This window comes from Clostridioides sp. ES-S-0006-03 (assembly GCF_020662275.1).
Taxonomy (GTDB): domain Bacteria; phylum Bacillota; class Clostridia; order Peptostreptococcales; family Peptostreptococcaceae; genus Clostridioides.
Genome location: NZ_JADGMM010000002.1, coordinates 335,569 through 352,454, shown reverse-complemented (window position 1 = coordinate 352,454; position 16,886 = coordinate 335,569). Strand labels below are relative to the sequence as shown.

The following is a 16,886-nucleotide window of genomic DNA, read 5'->3' as shown; positions in this document are numbered from 1 at the left end:
ATTATATATTAACATATATTTTTAAAAAAATAGTTTGCAAAGTAAAATAATTTATGATACATTCTAAATATAAATTTAATACTTAATCTTCGGGGTAGGGTGAAATTCCCAATCGGCGGTATAGCCCGCGAGCTGAGTTAAAACTTGGTTGATTTGGTTAAATTCCAAAGCCGACAGTAAAGTCTGGATGGAAGAAGATATATGCTAAATAAGTGTTTTTGTAGAGCCGTTTTGCTATACATTTATACAATATTTATTGTAGATTATTCTAAACCCCGAGTTAATTCTCGGGGTTTTTTGTTTGAAAATTATCTAAGTTTAAATAGGGGGTGTAAATATTGTGAAATTTATAAGTCAAAAAGAGAAAGATATTTATTATATGAAAAAAGCTATTGAATTAGCCAAAAATGGAGAAGGTTTTGTAAATCCAAATCCATTAGTGGGATGTGTAATCGTTAAAGATGATGACATAATAGGTAAAGGATATCATGAGAGATTTGGCTCTAATCACGCTGAAATAAATGCTATAAATAGTGCTAATCAAAGTTTAAAAGACACTACCCTTTATGTAAATTTAGAACCCTGTTCTCATTATGGCAAAACACCTCCTTGTGTAGATAAAATTATTCAAAATAAGATTAAGAGAGTCGTAATATCTACATTAGACCCAAATCCAATCGTTTGTGGTAATGGAGTAAAAAAACTAAGAGACAATAACATTGATGTTACTGTAGGTATATTAGAAAAAGAAGCAAAACAATTAAATGAAATATTTTTTTACTATATAAAAACAAAAAAACCTCTTTGTATTGTAAAATCAGCAGTAAGTTTAGATGGCAAGATTGCCACAAAATCGCTAGAATCAAAATGGATATCTAATGAATCATCAAGATATCTAACTCATAAGTATAGAAATAAATATCAAGGTATAATGGTTGGGATAAACACAGTTTTAAATGATAATCCATTGCTAACTTGCAGACTTAACCAAGAAAATGTATCTCACCCTGTAAGAATAATAATAGACACAAACTTAAAATTGCCAGTTGATAGCAAATTAGTTAAAGATAAAAACAATAAAACTATAGTTTTTACGTGTTGTGAAGATAGTGAAAAATCATTAGTTCTAAGAAAAAATAATATTGAAGTAGTACTTTCTCCTAAAAAAAATAATATGGTAGATTTAGAATTTGTAATGTATAAATTAGGAGAATTAAAAATTGATTCTGTTTTAGTTGAAGGTGGTGCTACACTTAATGACAGTCTATTTAGAAACAATTTAGTTGATAAAGTCAAATTGTTTTTATCACCTAAAATTATAGGTGGAAAAGATGCTCCTACTTTCGTTTCTGGAGATGGAATAGATTACTTATCAGATGCTATACAATTAGAAATTAAGAATGTAACTTTAATAGATGGCGATATTTTGGTAGAGTCTGATGTTTTAAATTAAATTTATAAATATACACGTCTAGGAGGTTAAAATGTTTACTGGCATAGTAGAAGAAGTTGGAATACTTAGAAAAATTACTGCTAATGGCAAAAGTGGAAAAGTCACCATACAATCAAATAAAATACTAGATGGTACAAATCTTGGAGATAGTATTGCTGTAAATGGAGTTTGCTTAACTGTTTCAAGTTTAGGTAAAAATGAATTTACTGCTGATGTCATGATGGAAACAGTCCGTTCCACAAATTTAAGTTCATTAAATCCAAGTGATGAAGTAAATCTTGAAAGAGCTATGAGTCTTTCTTCTAGATTTGGTGGACACCTAGTAACAGGTCATGTTGATAGTAAAGGTACTATTTGTAAATTTGAAAAAGATGAAAATGCAGTTTTAATAAGCATACAACCGTCCAAAGAACTTTTATCAACAATGATACACAAAGGTTCTGTTGCTATTGATGGTGTAAGTCTAACTATAGCTTATTTAGATGATGAGATATTTAAGGTTTCGGTTATACCTCATACTAAATTTAACACTACTCTCTTGACAAAGAATATTGGAGACTTTGTCAATTTAGAAAGTGATGTAATTGGAAAGTATGTTAATAATTTTCTTGTAAAAAACTACAAGGAATTAAATTCTAATAGTAGTCACTATAAATCAAATATAGATAAAGAATTTTTATTTAAAAATGGTTTTTAAAAATAATAAAAGGAGTGAATTACATGTTTAACACTATTAAAGAAGCTATTAATGATATCAAAAATGGAAAAATGGTAATCGTAGTTGATGATGAAAGCAGAGAAAATGAAGGAGATTTATTGATGGCAGCTGAAATGGCTACACCTGAGACAATAAACTTTATGGCTACATATGGTAGGGGCCTTATTTGTCTTCCTGCTACTGAAGAAAAATTTAAAAGTCTAAATATACCTCTTATGGTTAAAGAAAATACAGACACATTTCAAACTGCATTTACTGTCACTATAGATGGAATAGATACTTTAACAGGTATATCTGCATATGAGAGAGCTGAAACTGTCAAACTATTCTGTAATGAAAGTTCCACAAGTAAAGATTTTAAAACACCTGGACATGTATTTCCATTAATAGCAAAAACTGGAGGTGTCCTAGTTAGAGATGGTCACACAGAAGCTTCTGTAGACCTTGCTAGACTTGCAGGATTTAAAGAAATTGGTCTTATCTGCGAAATAATGAAAGATGATGGTACAATGGCAAGAGTTGATGATTTAATGATATTTAAAGAAAAACATAATTTAAAAATAATTACTATAAAAGACTTGATAGAATATCGAAAAAGAAATGAAACCACTATAGAAAAAATTTCTAGTGCTTTTCTTCCAACAAAATATGGAAATTTTGAAATAATAGGATATAAAGATATTTACTCAAATGAAGAACACATTGCCCTTACTTATGGAAATGTAAATGAAGAAAATACACTAGTCAGACTTCATTCTGAATGTTTAACAGGTGATGTATTTCATTCTTTAAAATGTGATTGTGGGCTACAGTTAGAAACTTCTATGAAAAAAATTGTAGAAAATGGAAGTGGTGTTTTAATTTATATGAAACAGGAAGGCAGAGGTATTGGGCTTTTAAATAAAATTAAAGCTTATAAACTTCAAGAAGAAGGTTATGATACTGTTGAAGCGAATTTAATGCTTGGATTTGAAGAAGATATGAGAGATTTTTATATCGCTGCTCAGATATTAAAAAATTTACATATAAAAAGTATAAACCTTTTAAGTAATAATCCTGACAAAATAAATCAATTAGAAAAATATGGAATAAAAATTGAACATAGAGTTCCTATTAATGAAGAAATTAATGATTTTAATAAATTATATCTGAAAACTAAGAAGGATAAAATGGGACATCTATTAGATATTATATAGCTAATGGTATTTAATTTTTATTCTACTAAGTAATTTTTATTACAATAATATGCATATATACTAAAAATATAGATTTATAACCTAAATAAAATTGGAGGAAATAAAAATGATATATGAAGGAAAACTTATTGGAAAAGATTTAAAAATAGGTATAATAAACTCTCGTTTTAATGAATTTATAACATCAAAACTTTTATCTGGTGCTCAAGATTGCCTTTTAAGACACGATGTTACTCAGGAAAATATAGAAGTGGTTTGGGTACCTGGAGCTTTTGAGATTCCTCTCGTTGCTCAAAAAATGTCTAAGAGTGGTAAGTATGATGCTATAATATGTTTAGGATGTGTTATAAGAGGTGCTACTTCTCATTATGATTATGTATGTAGCGAAGTATCTAAAGGCATTGCAAAAGTATCTTTGGATAATGAATTACCTGTTATATTTGGAATAGTAACAACAGAAAATATTGAACAAGCTATTGAAAGAGCTGGCACAAAAGCTGGAAATAAAGGATATGATTGTGCTATGAATGCACTAGAAATGGCAAACCTATTTAAGGTTCTAGATTAAATACCTTTATTGATTAAATAGTGGAAATTAAAATAGAGACTATAAAATACTATTAAGTACCAATATGGCAAAGCATACTTGTCTTTTGGTACTTAATAATTTTAAAGATAATTATCTATTTGAACAACCTTACCCATATCTTCATATTCATTAGAAATACCAACACTATTCACGTATATTTTGAAATTAGAATATATACAATCATTATGTAAATTTTTAAGGACACAAGATAGATTTTTAGTGTTAAATTCCCTGTAATCTAGGAAATATAAGTTAATAATAAAAAATACTTTTAAAAGCTTAAAATAACTACAAATATAAATCTAAATATAAAATACCATAAATTTGTACATATTACTATCAAAGCTATCGTTTTTATTTATAGCATATATTAATGTTATATTAATTATCTATTTTATTATTTTCTCGATTAATTATACAATATAATTAAGTAAGCAATAATAAACTATAAATGAACACCATAATTTAATGGTTGTTTATTGAATATTTATGGGGGACTGAATTATGAAAACAAGTTCAATACAAGATTTAACACTAGAAAAACGTAACCTTATAAAAAAATATTCTCTTACTTTGAATGAAGATTTAATTTGGGAATTTAAACACGATAAATACCACACTGTAAAATACTTCACACACAAGTTTGCAGTTAAAGAATCTATATTTGCTCTTTTATTCAATATACACAGATTATGTTATGCTAAAATAAAATACTTTGAATCAAATTTTTCAAAATATGAACCTTATAAATACAACTATCAAGAAGGATTTGTTAAATGTGAAATATATGATATGAGTTTTATGTTGCATAAATATAGCAACATGATGATAGACTTAAGAAATTTACAAGAAATCAAAAATATAGAAGAGTTTAGATTATTTTGTGATTACTTAGAAAGCTTTGAAGATAACTTACAAGATTTAATTGTGTAGTATTTAAAAAGAGAGGTTTTAATATATTATTTATGATAACTAAATTATATTAAAATACTAAAAACTCTTAATAAAATATAATATACTTGATATAAAAAAATATTACTGGAATTAAAAATTCCAGTAATATAAGTTAGCTAAAATACTATATTCACATAAATTAAATACATTCTAATCTATCAAAATTACTCTATAATTTTTATACTACTTTTTATCCTAAACGTTCATCAGATAATTCAGTGTGCCACTCTGATACATTTTCTAGTCCTTCTATTTCATCTGCAATAAATACAGGGTCTTTTATTCCAGATTTTTTTTGGCTTGTATAGTCTTTTAAAGCAATAAATGCGTACTTACCTAAAAGAGTTATTGCTATTAAGTTTATTATAGCCATCAGTGCCATAAATAAATCTGCTAAATTCCAGACTACTTCTACTTGAGTAAGAGAACCAAATAAAACCATACCTACAACGAAAACTCTAAATACATTAAGTTTAATTTTACTTCCACTCATAAACTCCATATTTGATTCTCCATAGTAATAATTTCCTACTATAGAACTAAATGCAAATAAGAATATACAAACTGCTATAAAAATATTTCCTATTGGACCTATATGGTGAGTTAAAGCTTCTTGAGCTAATTCAATTCCTGTTGCTCCACTACTAGCATAATCTGAATATAATAATACCATGAATGCTGTACAACTACATATAATTATAGTATCTGTAAAAACACCTAGAGATTGGATTAAACCTTGTTTTACAGGGTGAGTTACATGTGCTGTTGCAGCAGCATTAGGTGCACTACCCATTCCTGCTTCATTAGAAAATAAACCTCTTTTTACTCCAGTCATTACAACTCCCATAAATGTACCAATTGCCATTCCTCTAAAATCAAATGCGCTTTCTACTATTAATGATATAACTCCTGGTATTTCTGTTATATTCATTACAACTATAGCTAAAGCAACTAATATGTATAATCCTGCAAATACAGGAACTATTATTTCTGAAACTTTTGCTATTCTATGAACACCACCAAAAATAACTATTGCTGTTAAAATTCCAAGACCTATTCCCATAGCCATTTTACTTATACCAAATGCATTATTAAATGCCAATGAAACAGTATTTGCTTGAACTGCATTGAATACAAATCCATAACAGATAGTTATAAGTATTGAAAATAAAACACCCATCCATCTTTTATTTAAACCTTGTTCCATATAATAAGCTGGTCCACCTCTAAAAGCTGGTCCATTCTTAACTTTATAAATTTGAGCCAATGTACTCTCCACAAAACTTGAAGCAGAACCAATTAAAGCTATAAGCCACATCCAAAATACAGCACCAGGACCTCCTGCTACTACTGCAATTGCTATCCCTGCTATATTTCCAGTACCAACTCTTGAAGATGTACTTATACAAAAGGCTTGAAATGAAGATATTTTTCCTTCTTTTTTTGCATTTTTATTTGCTGCACCATCACCTAAAAGCCTAAACATTTCTATAAAATATCTGAATTGTACAAAATTTGTTTTAATAGTAAAGTAAATACCAATTACAACTAACATTATAATTAGAATATAAGACCATAAGTAATTGTTTACAAATACTACTGCATTGTTAATGCCTGTTAAAATACCATTTAAAAAATCCATTTTATTAATTACCCCCTATTAATATTGTTTTCTCAATAAATCTTAAAATCAAAAAAATGCATAATTCCTTGTGAAAAATTCATTAATTTAATTATAATATTTATAAAATTAAATTACAAGGTTTAAAATGAATAATTTCTTTAATAAATTGCAGTTTTATCTTTAAATTCAACTTTATTTTATTAATTTTATAACTTAGATGTAATTAATACTTTATATTGCTTATCAAATACAATAAATTATACTTTTGAAGTATATTTTTTCGTTTGTCGTTTAATATTATAAGTAATGATATGATTTTAAAATTTATTTAAATAGCAAAAATTTTCTCTAAATTCTGTTAATTTTTTAAAAACTTTGTTAAATAATATACTTTTATACATCCATTGAAAAAACTAGAAAAAAGTAATACTATATATAGTACTAGCATTAGACACAAAAGAATACAAATGGAGGTACTTATATTATGGAATTTCAACAAATAATAGCTATATGTATATTTTTAATAGTTATGGCAGCTATTATTACAGAAAAGGTAAACAGATCTGTAGCAGCGGTTGGTGGTGCACTATTAATGATAATATTCAATATACTTACACTTGATGAAGGATTAAGCCATATAGACTTCAATACTATTGGAGTATTGGTTGGTATGATGCTATTTGTTGCTGTTGTTAAAAACTCAGGACTATTTGAATATATAGCTATTTGGACTGCAAAAAAAGCTAAAGGTGATCCATGGAGAATAATGATTTGTTTTGCTATTATAACAGCTATTTTATCTGCTGTATTAGATAATGTTACTACTGTTTTACTTATAGGTCCAATGACTATAGTTATTACACAAATTCTAGGACTTAATCCAGTTCCATTTTTAATAACACAAATTTTAGCTTCAAATATCGGAGGTACATCTACTCTTATAGGTGACCCTCCAAATATTATGATTGGTAGTGCTGCCAATCTTAGTTTCATGGATTTTGTAATAAATTTAGGACCTGCTGTTATAGTAATACTTATTATAACAATAATATGTTTTAAATTTATTTATGGAAAAGAACTTGTTGTAGATGATAAAGCCAAAGAAGTAATATTAAAGCTTGATGAAAAAAAATCTATTAAAGATAAACCCTTACTTATAAAAAGTCTTCTTTTAATAGCATTTATACTCTTTGGTTTTATGTTTCATAGCACAATCCATATAGATTCTTCTGTTGTAGCATTAACTGGTGCATCTATAATGCTTCTTATAGGAAAACAAGATGTAGATGAAATTATGGCAGGTATTGAATGGTCTACAATCTTATTCTTTATGGGATTATTTGTAGTAGTTGGTGGATTAGTAGAAGTGGGTATAATAAATAAATTAGCTCAAGCATTAATTGGACTTACAGAGGGCCATATTGTATTTACAATGTTATTAATATTATGGTTATCAGCAATAGTTTCTTCATTCTTAGATAATATTCCGTTTGTTGCAACATTAATTCCACTTATTTTGACTATGCAAGCTGAAGGAATTGATGTAATGCCACTATGGTGGGCAACATCCCTTGGAGCTTGTCTTGGAGGTAATGGGACACTTATTGGAGCCTCTGCCAATGTTGTACTAGCAGGTATAGGCAATAAGCATGGTCATCCTATATCTTTTAAAGAGTATTTTAAGATAGGTTTTCCACTTATGATTATATCTATTATTATATCTACTGTTTATTTAATTATAAAATTTTAGAAAATATAGTATAATAGTATTAAAGGGGATGTGTATATATGAATATTAATACTGTTCAAGGAGATTCAATTGAAGTTCTTTTAAGACAACTTGGAGCTACAAAAATATCAAAAGTAAGTAGTACATTATATTTTATTAAGTTTGATTTAGGAGACAACTGGGAAATATCTTATACTTATAATATTAATGCTAAAGATCAATATTTTTTACAAAGAATTGAACCATATCCTATTGGTAGAGGTCTTTTTAATGATGAATATGAAATAATATCATTTATATCAAAGGATTTAAACAAATTTCTAAATGCTAAAAATAGTAGTAACTTTAAAACTTTTGTTGAAGTTACTAGAAAAGTCAATTCTATTATTGATAATGTAGAAGAGTTATTTTTAAACTATAATGTAGATGGAGATGATTTAAAAACACTCAATAAAGAACTTAACGATATATTAAATGATATTAACTATATAGAAAAGCATACAAAGAAAATCTAAAGTAAGATACTTATAAATTTAAGGTTATATAAAAAAACTTTGTACAACCTCAAAATTTAATACTAAATATAAAGAATCTTATTTGTTAAAATGATAAAATAGCTGATGAAGCATATGCTTCATCAGCTATCTTGTTTTTAATGATGCCCACATCCATCATGTGAACAAGTATGATTTGATGGAAATTCTACTAATTTTCCATCTTTAAGTAAGTCCAAATTACCACTGATAGTATCAGCTTCAGCTCTATAAACTTTTATTCCCATACTATTTAATTTAACTATGGCACCTTGCCCTATTCCTCCAACTACTACTGCATCTACAACTGTACCTGATAATGCTTTTATTGGTTGGCATTTCCCATGTTCATGACCTAAATCTCCATTGTCTAAAGATTTAACTTCTCCACTTTCTAAGTCACACACAACAAAGATTGGTGCAGAACCAAAATGACCATATGGTTTACTATCTAATCCTTTATTTTCTTCTACTGGTATACATACTTTCATTATTATTTCTCCCTTCTCTTGCAACATTTTTTCATAGATTTACATTCTTTACTGCATCCTAGATGTATTGTATTTATATCAAATACATCTATAAAGCTTTCACTAGAATTACTTAACATAGAATTTATAAAATCCATACATATGTTAAACACTTCTTTGTTAATATGATATAAAACATAGTATCCTTCTTTATATCCTGTTATTATGCCAACTTCTTTTAATATTTTTATATGTTGTGAAACAGCAGAATCTGAAATTCCTAAATATTTAGAAATTCCTTTTTGGCAGATATTTCTTTTAGATACTAATATAAGTATGTTAAGTCTAGTTTCATCACTCAATGCTTTAAATATTTTAACCAAATTTTCCATAAAGACCTCTTTTTGATTAAGTAATTACTTAATTAAATTATAGTACTCTTAATTAGATTTTTCAACTATTATTTTGAAATTTTGGAACTTATTATAAATAATTCTAATTGTTTCTATATATATTTCAATTGTCAATTTAAATCTATCAAAATAAACATACCTAGAGATACATCTCTAATGTATCTTGAAGTAAAATAATAATATACAAATAAAAAACTGTCTAAAATAATTATATTATTTTAAGACAGTTTTTTATTTGTATATTTAAAAATTTACTTACTAATTATACTAAGCTCTTTTTAATTTATCTAGATAATAAACAGCATTTAATGCTGCTATTTGTCCTTGCCCAGCTGCTTTGATATAAGAATAGGGTTTACCTACACAGTCTCCTGCGGCAAAACATCCTTCTATATTAGTTTTCATATTATTGTCAACCTTAATATGGATACCATCAATTTCTATTCCAGGAATCAATGTACTTGGAGCTGTACTATCTTTTATAACGAATACTCCATCAACTTCAATATGATTTTCTTTAAAAGATATCTTATTTACAAGTTTATCTCCATCTATTTGCACTGGTCTATCATGTATAATCTCAATAGAATCATCTAAATTATCTGAACTTCTCATAAGGTTTTCTTTTTTATACATAGGTATAAAATAAGTTTTTGAAGTAAGTTCACTTAAGAAATTTGCCTCTTCTTTAGATTCTTCATTATATCCTATAACTGCTACTTTTTTATTTCTATAAAGTGGTGCATCGCATGTAGCACAATATCCTACTCCTCTTCCTAGAAATTCTTCTTCACCTTTTATTGGTCTAGTATATTCTACACCAGTTGCAAGGATTACAGTAGTAGCTTCATACATATCATTTCCAGACATTATTGCAAAGTATTCTCCCATAGCATAAATATTATTTATTCTTTTATTTTCAATTGAAATATCCATGTTATCTATATGGGATTTAAATTTGTCTTTTAATTCATCTCCACTTATATCATAAAAACCTAAATAATTATCTATTGAAGGAGCTTTAACAAGCTTATTGCTTAAATTATCATTGCCAAACATAATCATTGTTTTATTTCTTATTTTTGCATTTATAGCAGCAGATAATCCTGCTGGACCACTACCTATTATAGCTATGTCATATCTCATAATATTCACCCATTTTTATAAATATGATTTTACTTTCATCTCAATTTTGTTCTTAGGCATAAATCCAATTAGAGTTTCAACTGGCTCTCCATCTTTAAATATAATCATAGTTGGTACTGTAGATACACTAAATTGTTGAGCTATTTCTAAGCTTTCATCTATATCAACTTTTACAAATCTAGCTTCGTCTTTCATCTCTTCGCCTAATTCTGCAAATACAGGTCCTAACATATTACAAGGTCCACACCAAGTTGCAAAGAAATCTACTACAACTACTCCTTTACTACCTTCAACACTACTTCTAAATTCAGATGTATTTATAATTTTTGCCATTTTTTTAATCCTCCTAAAAATTTATTATCCTTATAATTATACTATGAAATTTATAAATATAATTTTACTTTTATAAATTCTTTTATATTTTATTTTATACTATTAGTATACCCATTCTTTATTTGTAAAAACAGATTTTTATATTTTTATTATTTTAATTTTTTTGGTATTGATATTTCAAATGTAGTTCCAATACCTATATCAGAAGTTACATCTATTTCGATAGATAAATTCAAGCTAATCATATGTGCTATTGAAAGACCTATTCCAGAACCTTCTAAATCTTTATTTCTCACATTTTCACTTCTAAAAAATCTGTCAAATATAAAAGGCATTTCTTCTTTTTTTATACCTATACCAGTATCTCTTATAAGTAATGTTACTTCATCTTCCACATCTTCTTTTAATTCTAATACTATCTCATCACCTAGTTTAGTATATTTAAAAGCATTATCAATAAAAATTAATATAAGTTGTCTCAATTTATTTTTATCTGTTATTATAACTTTATTCTTTAATTCAGAGTTAAATGTAAATTTTTTTTCTTGAAACTCAGCAATATCCACATAATCTTCTGATATTTCTTCTAGTAATTTTTCTAAATCAATTTCCTCCAAGTTAACTTTAACAATAGAATCTTCCTTAGTAAGAGATAGTAAATCCGTTATCATCTTTTTAAGTCTTCTAGTTTCTTTCATTGCAGTAGCTATTGTTTCAACTTCATCATTTACTGTATTTTCTGGAGATTTTAACATACTTTCTAATTTTGATGAAACTATTGTTATTGGAGTCCTTAACTCATGTGAAGCATCTTGTATAAATTTAGCTTGGTTCCTCCAAGCAGTCTCTATTGGAATTAATGCTTTTCGAGTAAGATATACAGCTACAAAGTATGTTATTATAACAGAAATTAGTATTCCAATTATAAGTACAGATGTCAACTGTTTTAAAGAATTCATCTCTGAGTCAATGTTTCTGATTATTTGTATCTGATATCTGCCCACATCCACATTTAATTCTCTAAATGTATAACCATTTTCTGTATATTTAAAAAATGTATTTTTCTTATCTAGTCTTCTGTCTGGAAGTAATTCATCAAAATATTCATTTTGAGTATAGTAACTTATTCTGTCATTCTCATAAACATATACCATATCTTTAGGGTCTTTAAGTCTTATTGGGTTTAAAAATGAGGTTCTCTTAAATTGAGAAACTATATACTCCAGTTCATCATTGATTTCACTATCAATTCCACTATATGTAAGACCTCTAAAATATGAATATATAAATATAGAAAATATTATTAAAAAACTACCCACTACAACAATGTACATTTTTATCAAATGGTTTTTAGTGCTGGTAAATACATTCTTATTTATCATCGAATATGTATCCTACCTTACGCTTAGTTTTAATATATTTATCATATCCATATTTACTTAGTTTTTTTCTCAGATTACTTACATATACCTCTACTATTTCAATAGTTGCATCTGAATCAATTCCCCATATTCTATCATAAATCTGTTCTTTTAATAAAATTGAACCTTTATTTAAAACAAAATATTCCAATAAGTTAAACTGTTTATTTTGAAGTTTTATTTCTTCTTCTTCAATATACACTCTTTTTTCTAATGTATCTAGATATAAAGATTTAAATTCTAATCCATTTCTTTCTTTTATTTTTCCATTAGTCCTCAATATGGCATATACTCTTGCTACTAGTTCCTCCATATAAAAAGGTTTTGTTAAATAATCATTAGCTCCTATAGTAAATGCTTCTACTTTATCATCTAATGCTTCTTTAGCAGTCAATATAAGTACAGGTGTATCTATATTATTGATTCTCATTTTCTTCAAAATATCAATTCCATTTATATTAGGAAGCATTAAATCTAAAATAACTAAATCATATATATTTTGATTTATTAAATATAATGCTTCTTCTCCATCTTCACATTTTTCAGTTTCAAAATGATTACTAAGTTCTTCTACTACACTTTCTAAAAGCACCCTATTATCTTCAACTATCAAAACCTTCATAAATATCCCCTACCTTTACTTGTCTATCTTGACTTTATGAGATTTCAAATCAATATCTACATTTGCTTTTTCTTTTATATCATCATAAGTATATCCTACTATTTCAACATTCTTTGCTTTTGTTGAACATGTTATATCTATATCTGTTTCTTCTGAAGCCTTCAAAACTTTGTATGATGGTACACGACTTACTGTCAAGTATTCCCCATTATCATTAACTTCTGCCGTCTTAAGGATAATATTTCCTAAGTCTTTTGATGATGAATTCTTTACTTTTATTTGATATGTGATTCCCTCTTTTGACTCATTTACTTTTTTAAGTTCTGAAGTAGATAATACTTCATACTGACTACTATTTTCTAGCTTAATTTTATTGTTTCTTATATCAATAGTATTTTCTTTTAAATTAACATATACAATTTTACCCTCTGCTTCATATTCATATGCATAGACTTCTACACTTTTGGCAAAAGTTTTATGTCCACATTCTACATAAGCAACTTTCCCAGGCATTAAAGTCATATCTAACAGAGATTTACTATCAGATGAAGTAATTTTTTTATTATCATCGTATTCATTATATATTAGTTCAACATTCGATATATTAAATGTTGAATTATTTTCTATCTTTGTGGATGTATCTATTTTTCCACCTTCATCTACAGTTATAATCTCTGTTGCTCCTATATTCAATACTTTTGCATTGTCCTTATCTATTGTTACTTCATTATTGTCTTCTGCTTGAATCTCAACTGAATCAGATTGTTCTTCTTCCCTTTTACATGCAGTCAGTGTAAAAATAAATATTGTTAATATAATCATTAAAAAAATTAATTTTTTTACTATTTTATTCATATTAAGCACCTCATATAGTAGTATTTTATAGTAGATTTTTATACTTTTTCATAAATTCCTTCAATGCTTGTGTAAGTATTTGGTGTTTTTCAAAATTTGAGTTGCTACATAATCTTTCAAAGTCACTCCAAGTTTCTTTATCTATACGTACTCTTGTTGTTTTTAATTCACTTAAAGATTCATTATCTATATGTACATCTTTTTTATTAGATATTTTTTTAGGTTTTATATTATAATCCTTCACTTCTAAATACCAATCATACACTTCACAAAGCTTATCTAAATCTTCTTGAGTTATATTTATTTTTCTGTCTTTTTTAGGTTTAATATTTTTTCTTGATTTTATATTTTTTAAATCTGTGTCGTTAAACTCAATTTGTTCAATACTCTTATTTAAAACCTTTTCATTAGATTTCTTCTTTTTGGTGCTTACCTTTTTTACATTATTAGTGTTATCTTCCTTAGTTTTTTCTTTATCCAAATCTTCTTTATTCTTTAATTCGTCTTTTAATATGTATTTACCTTTTTCTGACTTATATCCTTTTTTATTTAAAAAAGTTCTTAAAGTACTTTGACTAATTTTTAGATTTTGAGCTATCTCTGTAAATTTGATTCCTTTACTTTGAAATTCTAAAAATTTATCAATTCTTTCCTCATTATTCATTAATACTCCTCCGTCAATATCTTCTTGTCTTTCTTTTCATACTTCTTATTATATTCTTCTTTTCTAAATCTACTCTGTTTGATTCAACTATTTTTTGTAACATTTTATTATAAGTAAAATCATCTAAATTATTGTTTTTTATATAAAGAAGTGTTTCTTCTTCATACTTAACAAAACAAATTGACAATAGCCATGCCATACCCATTTTAACATAATATTCTTCACTTTGTATATTGTTACAGTATTCAAAAATATCTTTAATATGTTCATCATCAACATAATATATTAAAAACATAACTAATGCAAATCTAATCTCCCACGGATTTTCTGAACAAACATATTTTTTTAATATATCATACATGTATTCTTTATAATTACTTGTACATTTTAGTCCAGAACAAAATCCATCACAAATTGCCCAATTACTAATTTTAGGTACAAATTTTTTTATGTAATATAAAATCTCTTCAAAATTACTATTTATATTGCCAATCACCATACCCTGTAACATAACTTCTTCATAATAAGTATCTTCTGCTACTTCTAAAAATTCTTTCCAGTTGCCTTTACTTATTTCTTTTGACAACTTTCTTAAATTAGGAATTCTAATACCTATTATATTTTCTGTTCCTGGTATAAGTTTCTTATTAAAATCTCTATACTTAACATCTTGCATAGATTTCATATACTCTAAAAATTCGATATATTCCAATTTATCCCATTTTTCCCTACTAAGCATCATTTATTTACTCCTTAGTTCCTTTTTTCTTATTGTAACATAAAATTATATAAAAAAAAGCTTCTACATATCAGAAGCTTTTTCAAAAATGTACTAAATTTTTCAATTTAAAATTTAAATTAAATTAAGCTTTACTACAGCATAATATCTCTTTAGAAAATCTTACTAATCTCCCACACCGAAGTCTGTATTATTGTATAAAACTTCTATATTTGGATTTTCATTTAAAAATTCATACTTATTAATAAACCATTTAACCAACTCTTCATCTCTTTTTATTTTAGAAGAATTGTTTATAAAAACATTCACAGTTGCTTTTTCAAAAGTATTTAGAATAATATCCATGTCATTATCTATCATTTCTTTAGTCTGTCCTTTGATTCCAACCATAATACAAGGCGAATCAAAATATTCTTTTACATCTTCTGGAGTTTTAAATCTTGCATTCTTATTTAAAAAATTATTTCTAAAATCATAATCAAATGTTTCAACCCCAATTTTAAATATTATAGGGATTTCAAAATAATCTCTCATTTCCTTTAGTCTATTTTTGTAGGACCAATGACTTTCTAAGAATAGTTTTTTTATATTTTTTTCTTTTATAATCTTCTTTATTCTCTCTAAAGTATCTTTAGGTATTTCAAAACAGCTACCAGAATTTATGACTTCAAGAACTCCATATTTTCCAGTTATATTTTTTAAAACTTCAAAGTTTACTTTGTTCATTTCTTCTTCCAAATTAGAATTATCATCTATATAATCACAAAAAGAACATCTTCCCCATATACATGGAAAGCTTTTAAGTAAAACTATTTCTCTTTGATTTTTATTTATTATCTCACTATATCTATCCATATTCTCTCCTATCTTTCTCCAGTTAATGATACTTTTAAAGTCTTTGGAACTGCATTTAATCCCAAATTTACCAAAACAACAGCAATTAATTTATCTGTATAATCTGTGAACACTTGAGTTATAAACACACTAAATACATCTCCAAGCCCTAGTACTTTTAAAATTTGAACTATATAAGAAGAACCCGATGATGTCACCCCGCCAAACAAAAAAGCTGAAATTACTGAGCTTACTATAGATGTTGGTATGGCAAACAACAATACTCCTAATGGAGTTTTTAAACCAGTTAAGAATTTCTTTTTAAAAGCAATACCAGCAAGTAATCCTGTTGATATCTGAACTGGTGCAAAATAAAGAGAATATACATCAAATGTAACTCCACTTATTAAACTTCCAAACACACCTGTAATAACAGCATATTTAGGCCCCAAAAGTGAAGCTATCATTATAGTTCCTATTGAATCTAAATATATAGGTAGCCTCAGCCCCATAGCTATAAACGCACCTACTATATTTATAGAAATCCCAAAAGCTATAAGTGTAATAGTTTTGACACATATTTTTCTTTTCAC

The 16,886-nt window shown here is 26.6% G+C and carries 19 protein-coding genes and 1 riboswitch; of the genes, 7 read left to right on the top strand and 12 right to left on the bottom strand.

Annotated features, from left to right (window positions below; genetic code table 11):
* The first annotated feature begins 81 nt into the window (after positions 1–81).
* Positions 82–203: riboswitch (FMN riboswitch) on the top strand.
* Positions 204–340: 137 nt separating this feature from the next.
* From ribD to IR151_RS03790, 5 genes are all read left to right on the top strand, one after another.
* Positions 341–1,453: a bifunctional diaminohydroxyphosphoribosylaminopyrimidine deaminase/5-amino-6-(5-phosphoribosylamino)uracil reductase RibD gene (gene ribD, locus IR151_RS03810; RefSeq protein WP_227433193.1), complete on the top strand. Its 1,113-nt coding sequence runs from the start codon at positions 341–343 to the stop codon at positions 1,451–1,453.
* A gap of 31 nt (positions 1,454–1,484) precedes the next feature.
* Entirely contained in the window at positions 1,485–2,150 is a 666-nt protein-coding gene (locus tag IR151_RS03805) for a riboflavin synthase (RefSeq protein WP_227433192.1), read from the top strand.
* Positions 2,151–2,173: 23 nt separating this feature from the next.
* Positions 2,174–3,367, top strand: coding sequence for a bifunctional 3,4-dihydroxy-2-butanone-4-phosphate synthase/GTP cyclohydrolase II (locus tag IR151_RS03800; protein ID WP_227433191.1), 1,194 nt, complete (start codon positions 2,174–2,176; stop codon positions 3,365–3,367).
* A gap of 106 nt (positions 3,368–3,473) precedes the next feature.
* Positions 3,474–3,935: a 6,7-dimethyl-8-ribityllumazine synthase gene (ribE, locus tag IR151_RS03795; protein ID WP_227433190.1), complete on the top strand. Its 462-nt coding sequence runs from the start codon at positions 3,474–3,476 to the stop codon at positions 3,933–3,935.
* A 525-nt stretch (positions 3,936–4,460) separates the two neighbouring features.
* Entirely contained in the window at positions 4,461–4,889 is a 429-nt protein-coding gene (locus IR151_RS03790) for a hypothetical protein (RefSeq protein WP_227433189.1), read from the top strand.
* A gap of 211 nt (positions 4,890–5,100) precedes the next feature.
* Here the strand turns inward: IR151_RS03790 and IR151_RS03785 are convergent, their stop codons facing one another.
* Positions 5,101–6,552, bottom strand: a complete 1,452-nt coding sequence (locus tag IR151_RS03785) for an alanine/glycine:cation symporter family protein (protein WP_227433188.1) — start codon at positions 6,550–6,552, stop codon at positions 5,101–5,103.
* Between the two features lie 466 nt (positions 6,553–7,018).
* Between IR151_RS03785 and IR151_RS03780 the strand changes: the two genes are divergently transcribed.
* Together IR151_RS03780 and IR151_RS03775 are read left to right on the top strand one after the other, a co-directional pair.
* Positions 7,019–8,284, top strand: a complete 1,266-nt coding sequence (locus IR151_RS03780; RefSeq protein ID WP_227433187.1) for an ArsB/NhaD family transporter — start codon at positions 7,019–7,021, stop codon at positions 8,282–8,284.
* A gap of 38 nt (positions 8,285–8,322) precedes the next feature.
* A complete protein-coding gene (locus IR151_RS03775) occupies positions 8,323–8,778 on the top strand; it encodes a hypothetical protein (RefSeq protein WP_227433186.1) in 456 nt (151 codons plus the stop codon).
* A gap of 137 nt (positions 8,779–8,915) precedes the next feature.
* Here the strand turns inward: IR151_RS03775 and IR151_RS03770 are convergent, their stop codons facing one another.
* The 11 genes from IR151_RS03770 to IR151_RS03720 form a co-directional block, all read right to left on the bottom strand.
* Positions 8,916–9,287: a NifB/NifX family molybdenum-iron cluster-binding protein gene (locus IR151_RS03770; RefSeq protein ID WP_227433185.1), complete on the bottom strand. Its 372-nt coding sequence runs from the start codon at positions 9,285–9,287 to the stop codon at positions 8,916–8,918.
* A 2-nt stretch (positions 9,288–9,289) separates the two neighbouring features.
* Positions 9,290–9,658, bottom strand: coding sequence for an ArsR/SmtB family transcription factor (locus IR151_RS03765; protein WP_227433184.1), 369 nt, complete (start codon positions 9,656–9,658; stop codon positions 9,290–9,292).
* A 288-nt stretch (positions 9,659–9,946) separates the two neighbouring features.
* The gene (locus IR151_RS03760) at positions 9,947–10,825 is read right to left on the bottom strand and encodes an NAD(P)/FAD-dependent oxidoreductase (RefSeq protein ID WP_227433183.1); all 879 of its coding nucleotides are present in this window, start codon (positions 10,823–10,825) and stop codon (positions 9,947–9,949) included.
* Between the two features lie 15 nt (positions 10,826–10,840).
* On the bottom strand, positions 10,841–11,158 hold the full coding sequence (gene trxA, locus IR151_RS03755; protein ID WP_227433182.1) for a thioredoxin: 318 nt from the start codon (positions 11,156–11,158) through the stop codon (positions 10,841–10,843).
* Positions 11,159–11,307: 149 nt separating this feature from the next.
* Positions 11,308–12,540 (bottom strand): sensor histidine kinase, encoded by a 1,233-nt coding sequence (locus IR151_RS03750; RefSeq protein WP_227433181.1) that lies wholly within the window; start codon positions 12,538–12,540, stop codon positions 11,308–11,310.
* The gene (locus IR151_RS03745) at positions 12,530–13,201 is read right to left on the bottom strand and encodes a response regulator transcription factor (RefSeq protein WP_227433180.1); all 672 of its coding nucleotides are present in this window, start codon (positions 13,199–13,201) and stop codon (positions 12,530–12,532) included. The genes IR151_RS03750 and IR151_RS03745 overlap by 11 nt, the downstream gene beginning before the upstream one ends.
* A 15-nt stretch (positions 13,202–13,216) precedes the next feature.
* On the bottom strand, positions 13,217–14,056 hold the full coding sequence (locus tag IR151_RS03740; RefSeq protein WP_227433179.1) for a hypothetical protein: 840 nt from the start codon (positions 14,054–14,056) through the stop codon (positions 13,217–13,219).
* A 25-nt stretch (positions 14,057–14,081) separates the two neighbouring features.
* Positions 14,082–14,720, bottom strand: a complete 639-nt coding sequence (locus tag IR151_RS03735) for a DNA-binding protein (RefSeq protein ID WP_227433178.1) — start codon at positions 14,718–14,720, stop codon at positions 14,082–14,084.
* Positions 14,721–14,733: 13 nt separating this feature from the next.
* The gene (locus IR151_RS03730; RefSeq protein ID WP_227433177.1) at positions 14,734–15,462 is read right to left on the bottom strand and encodes a DNA alkylation repair protein; all 729 of its coding nucleotides are present in this window, start codon (positions 15,460–15,462) and stop codon (positions 14,734–14,736) included.
* A gap of 162 nt (positions 15,463–15,624) precedes the next feature.
* Positions 15,625–16,314 carry a radical SAM protein gene (locus IR151_RS03725; RefSeq protein ID WP_227433176.1) on the bottom strand — a complete coding sequence of 230 codons (690 nt, stop codon included), beginning with the start codon at positions 16,312–16,314 and terminating at the stop codon, positions 15,625–15,627.
* 8 nt (positions 16,315–16,322) lie between these two features.
* Positions 16,323–16,886, bottom strand: a complete 564-nt coding sequence (locus IR151_RS03720) for an ECF transporter S component (protein ID WP_227433175.1) — start codon at positions 16,884–16,886, stop codon at positions 16,323–16,325.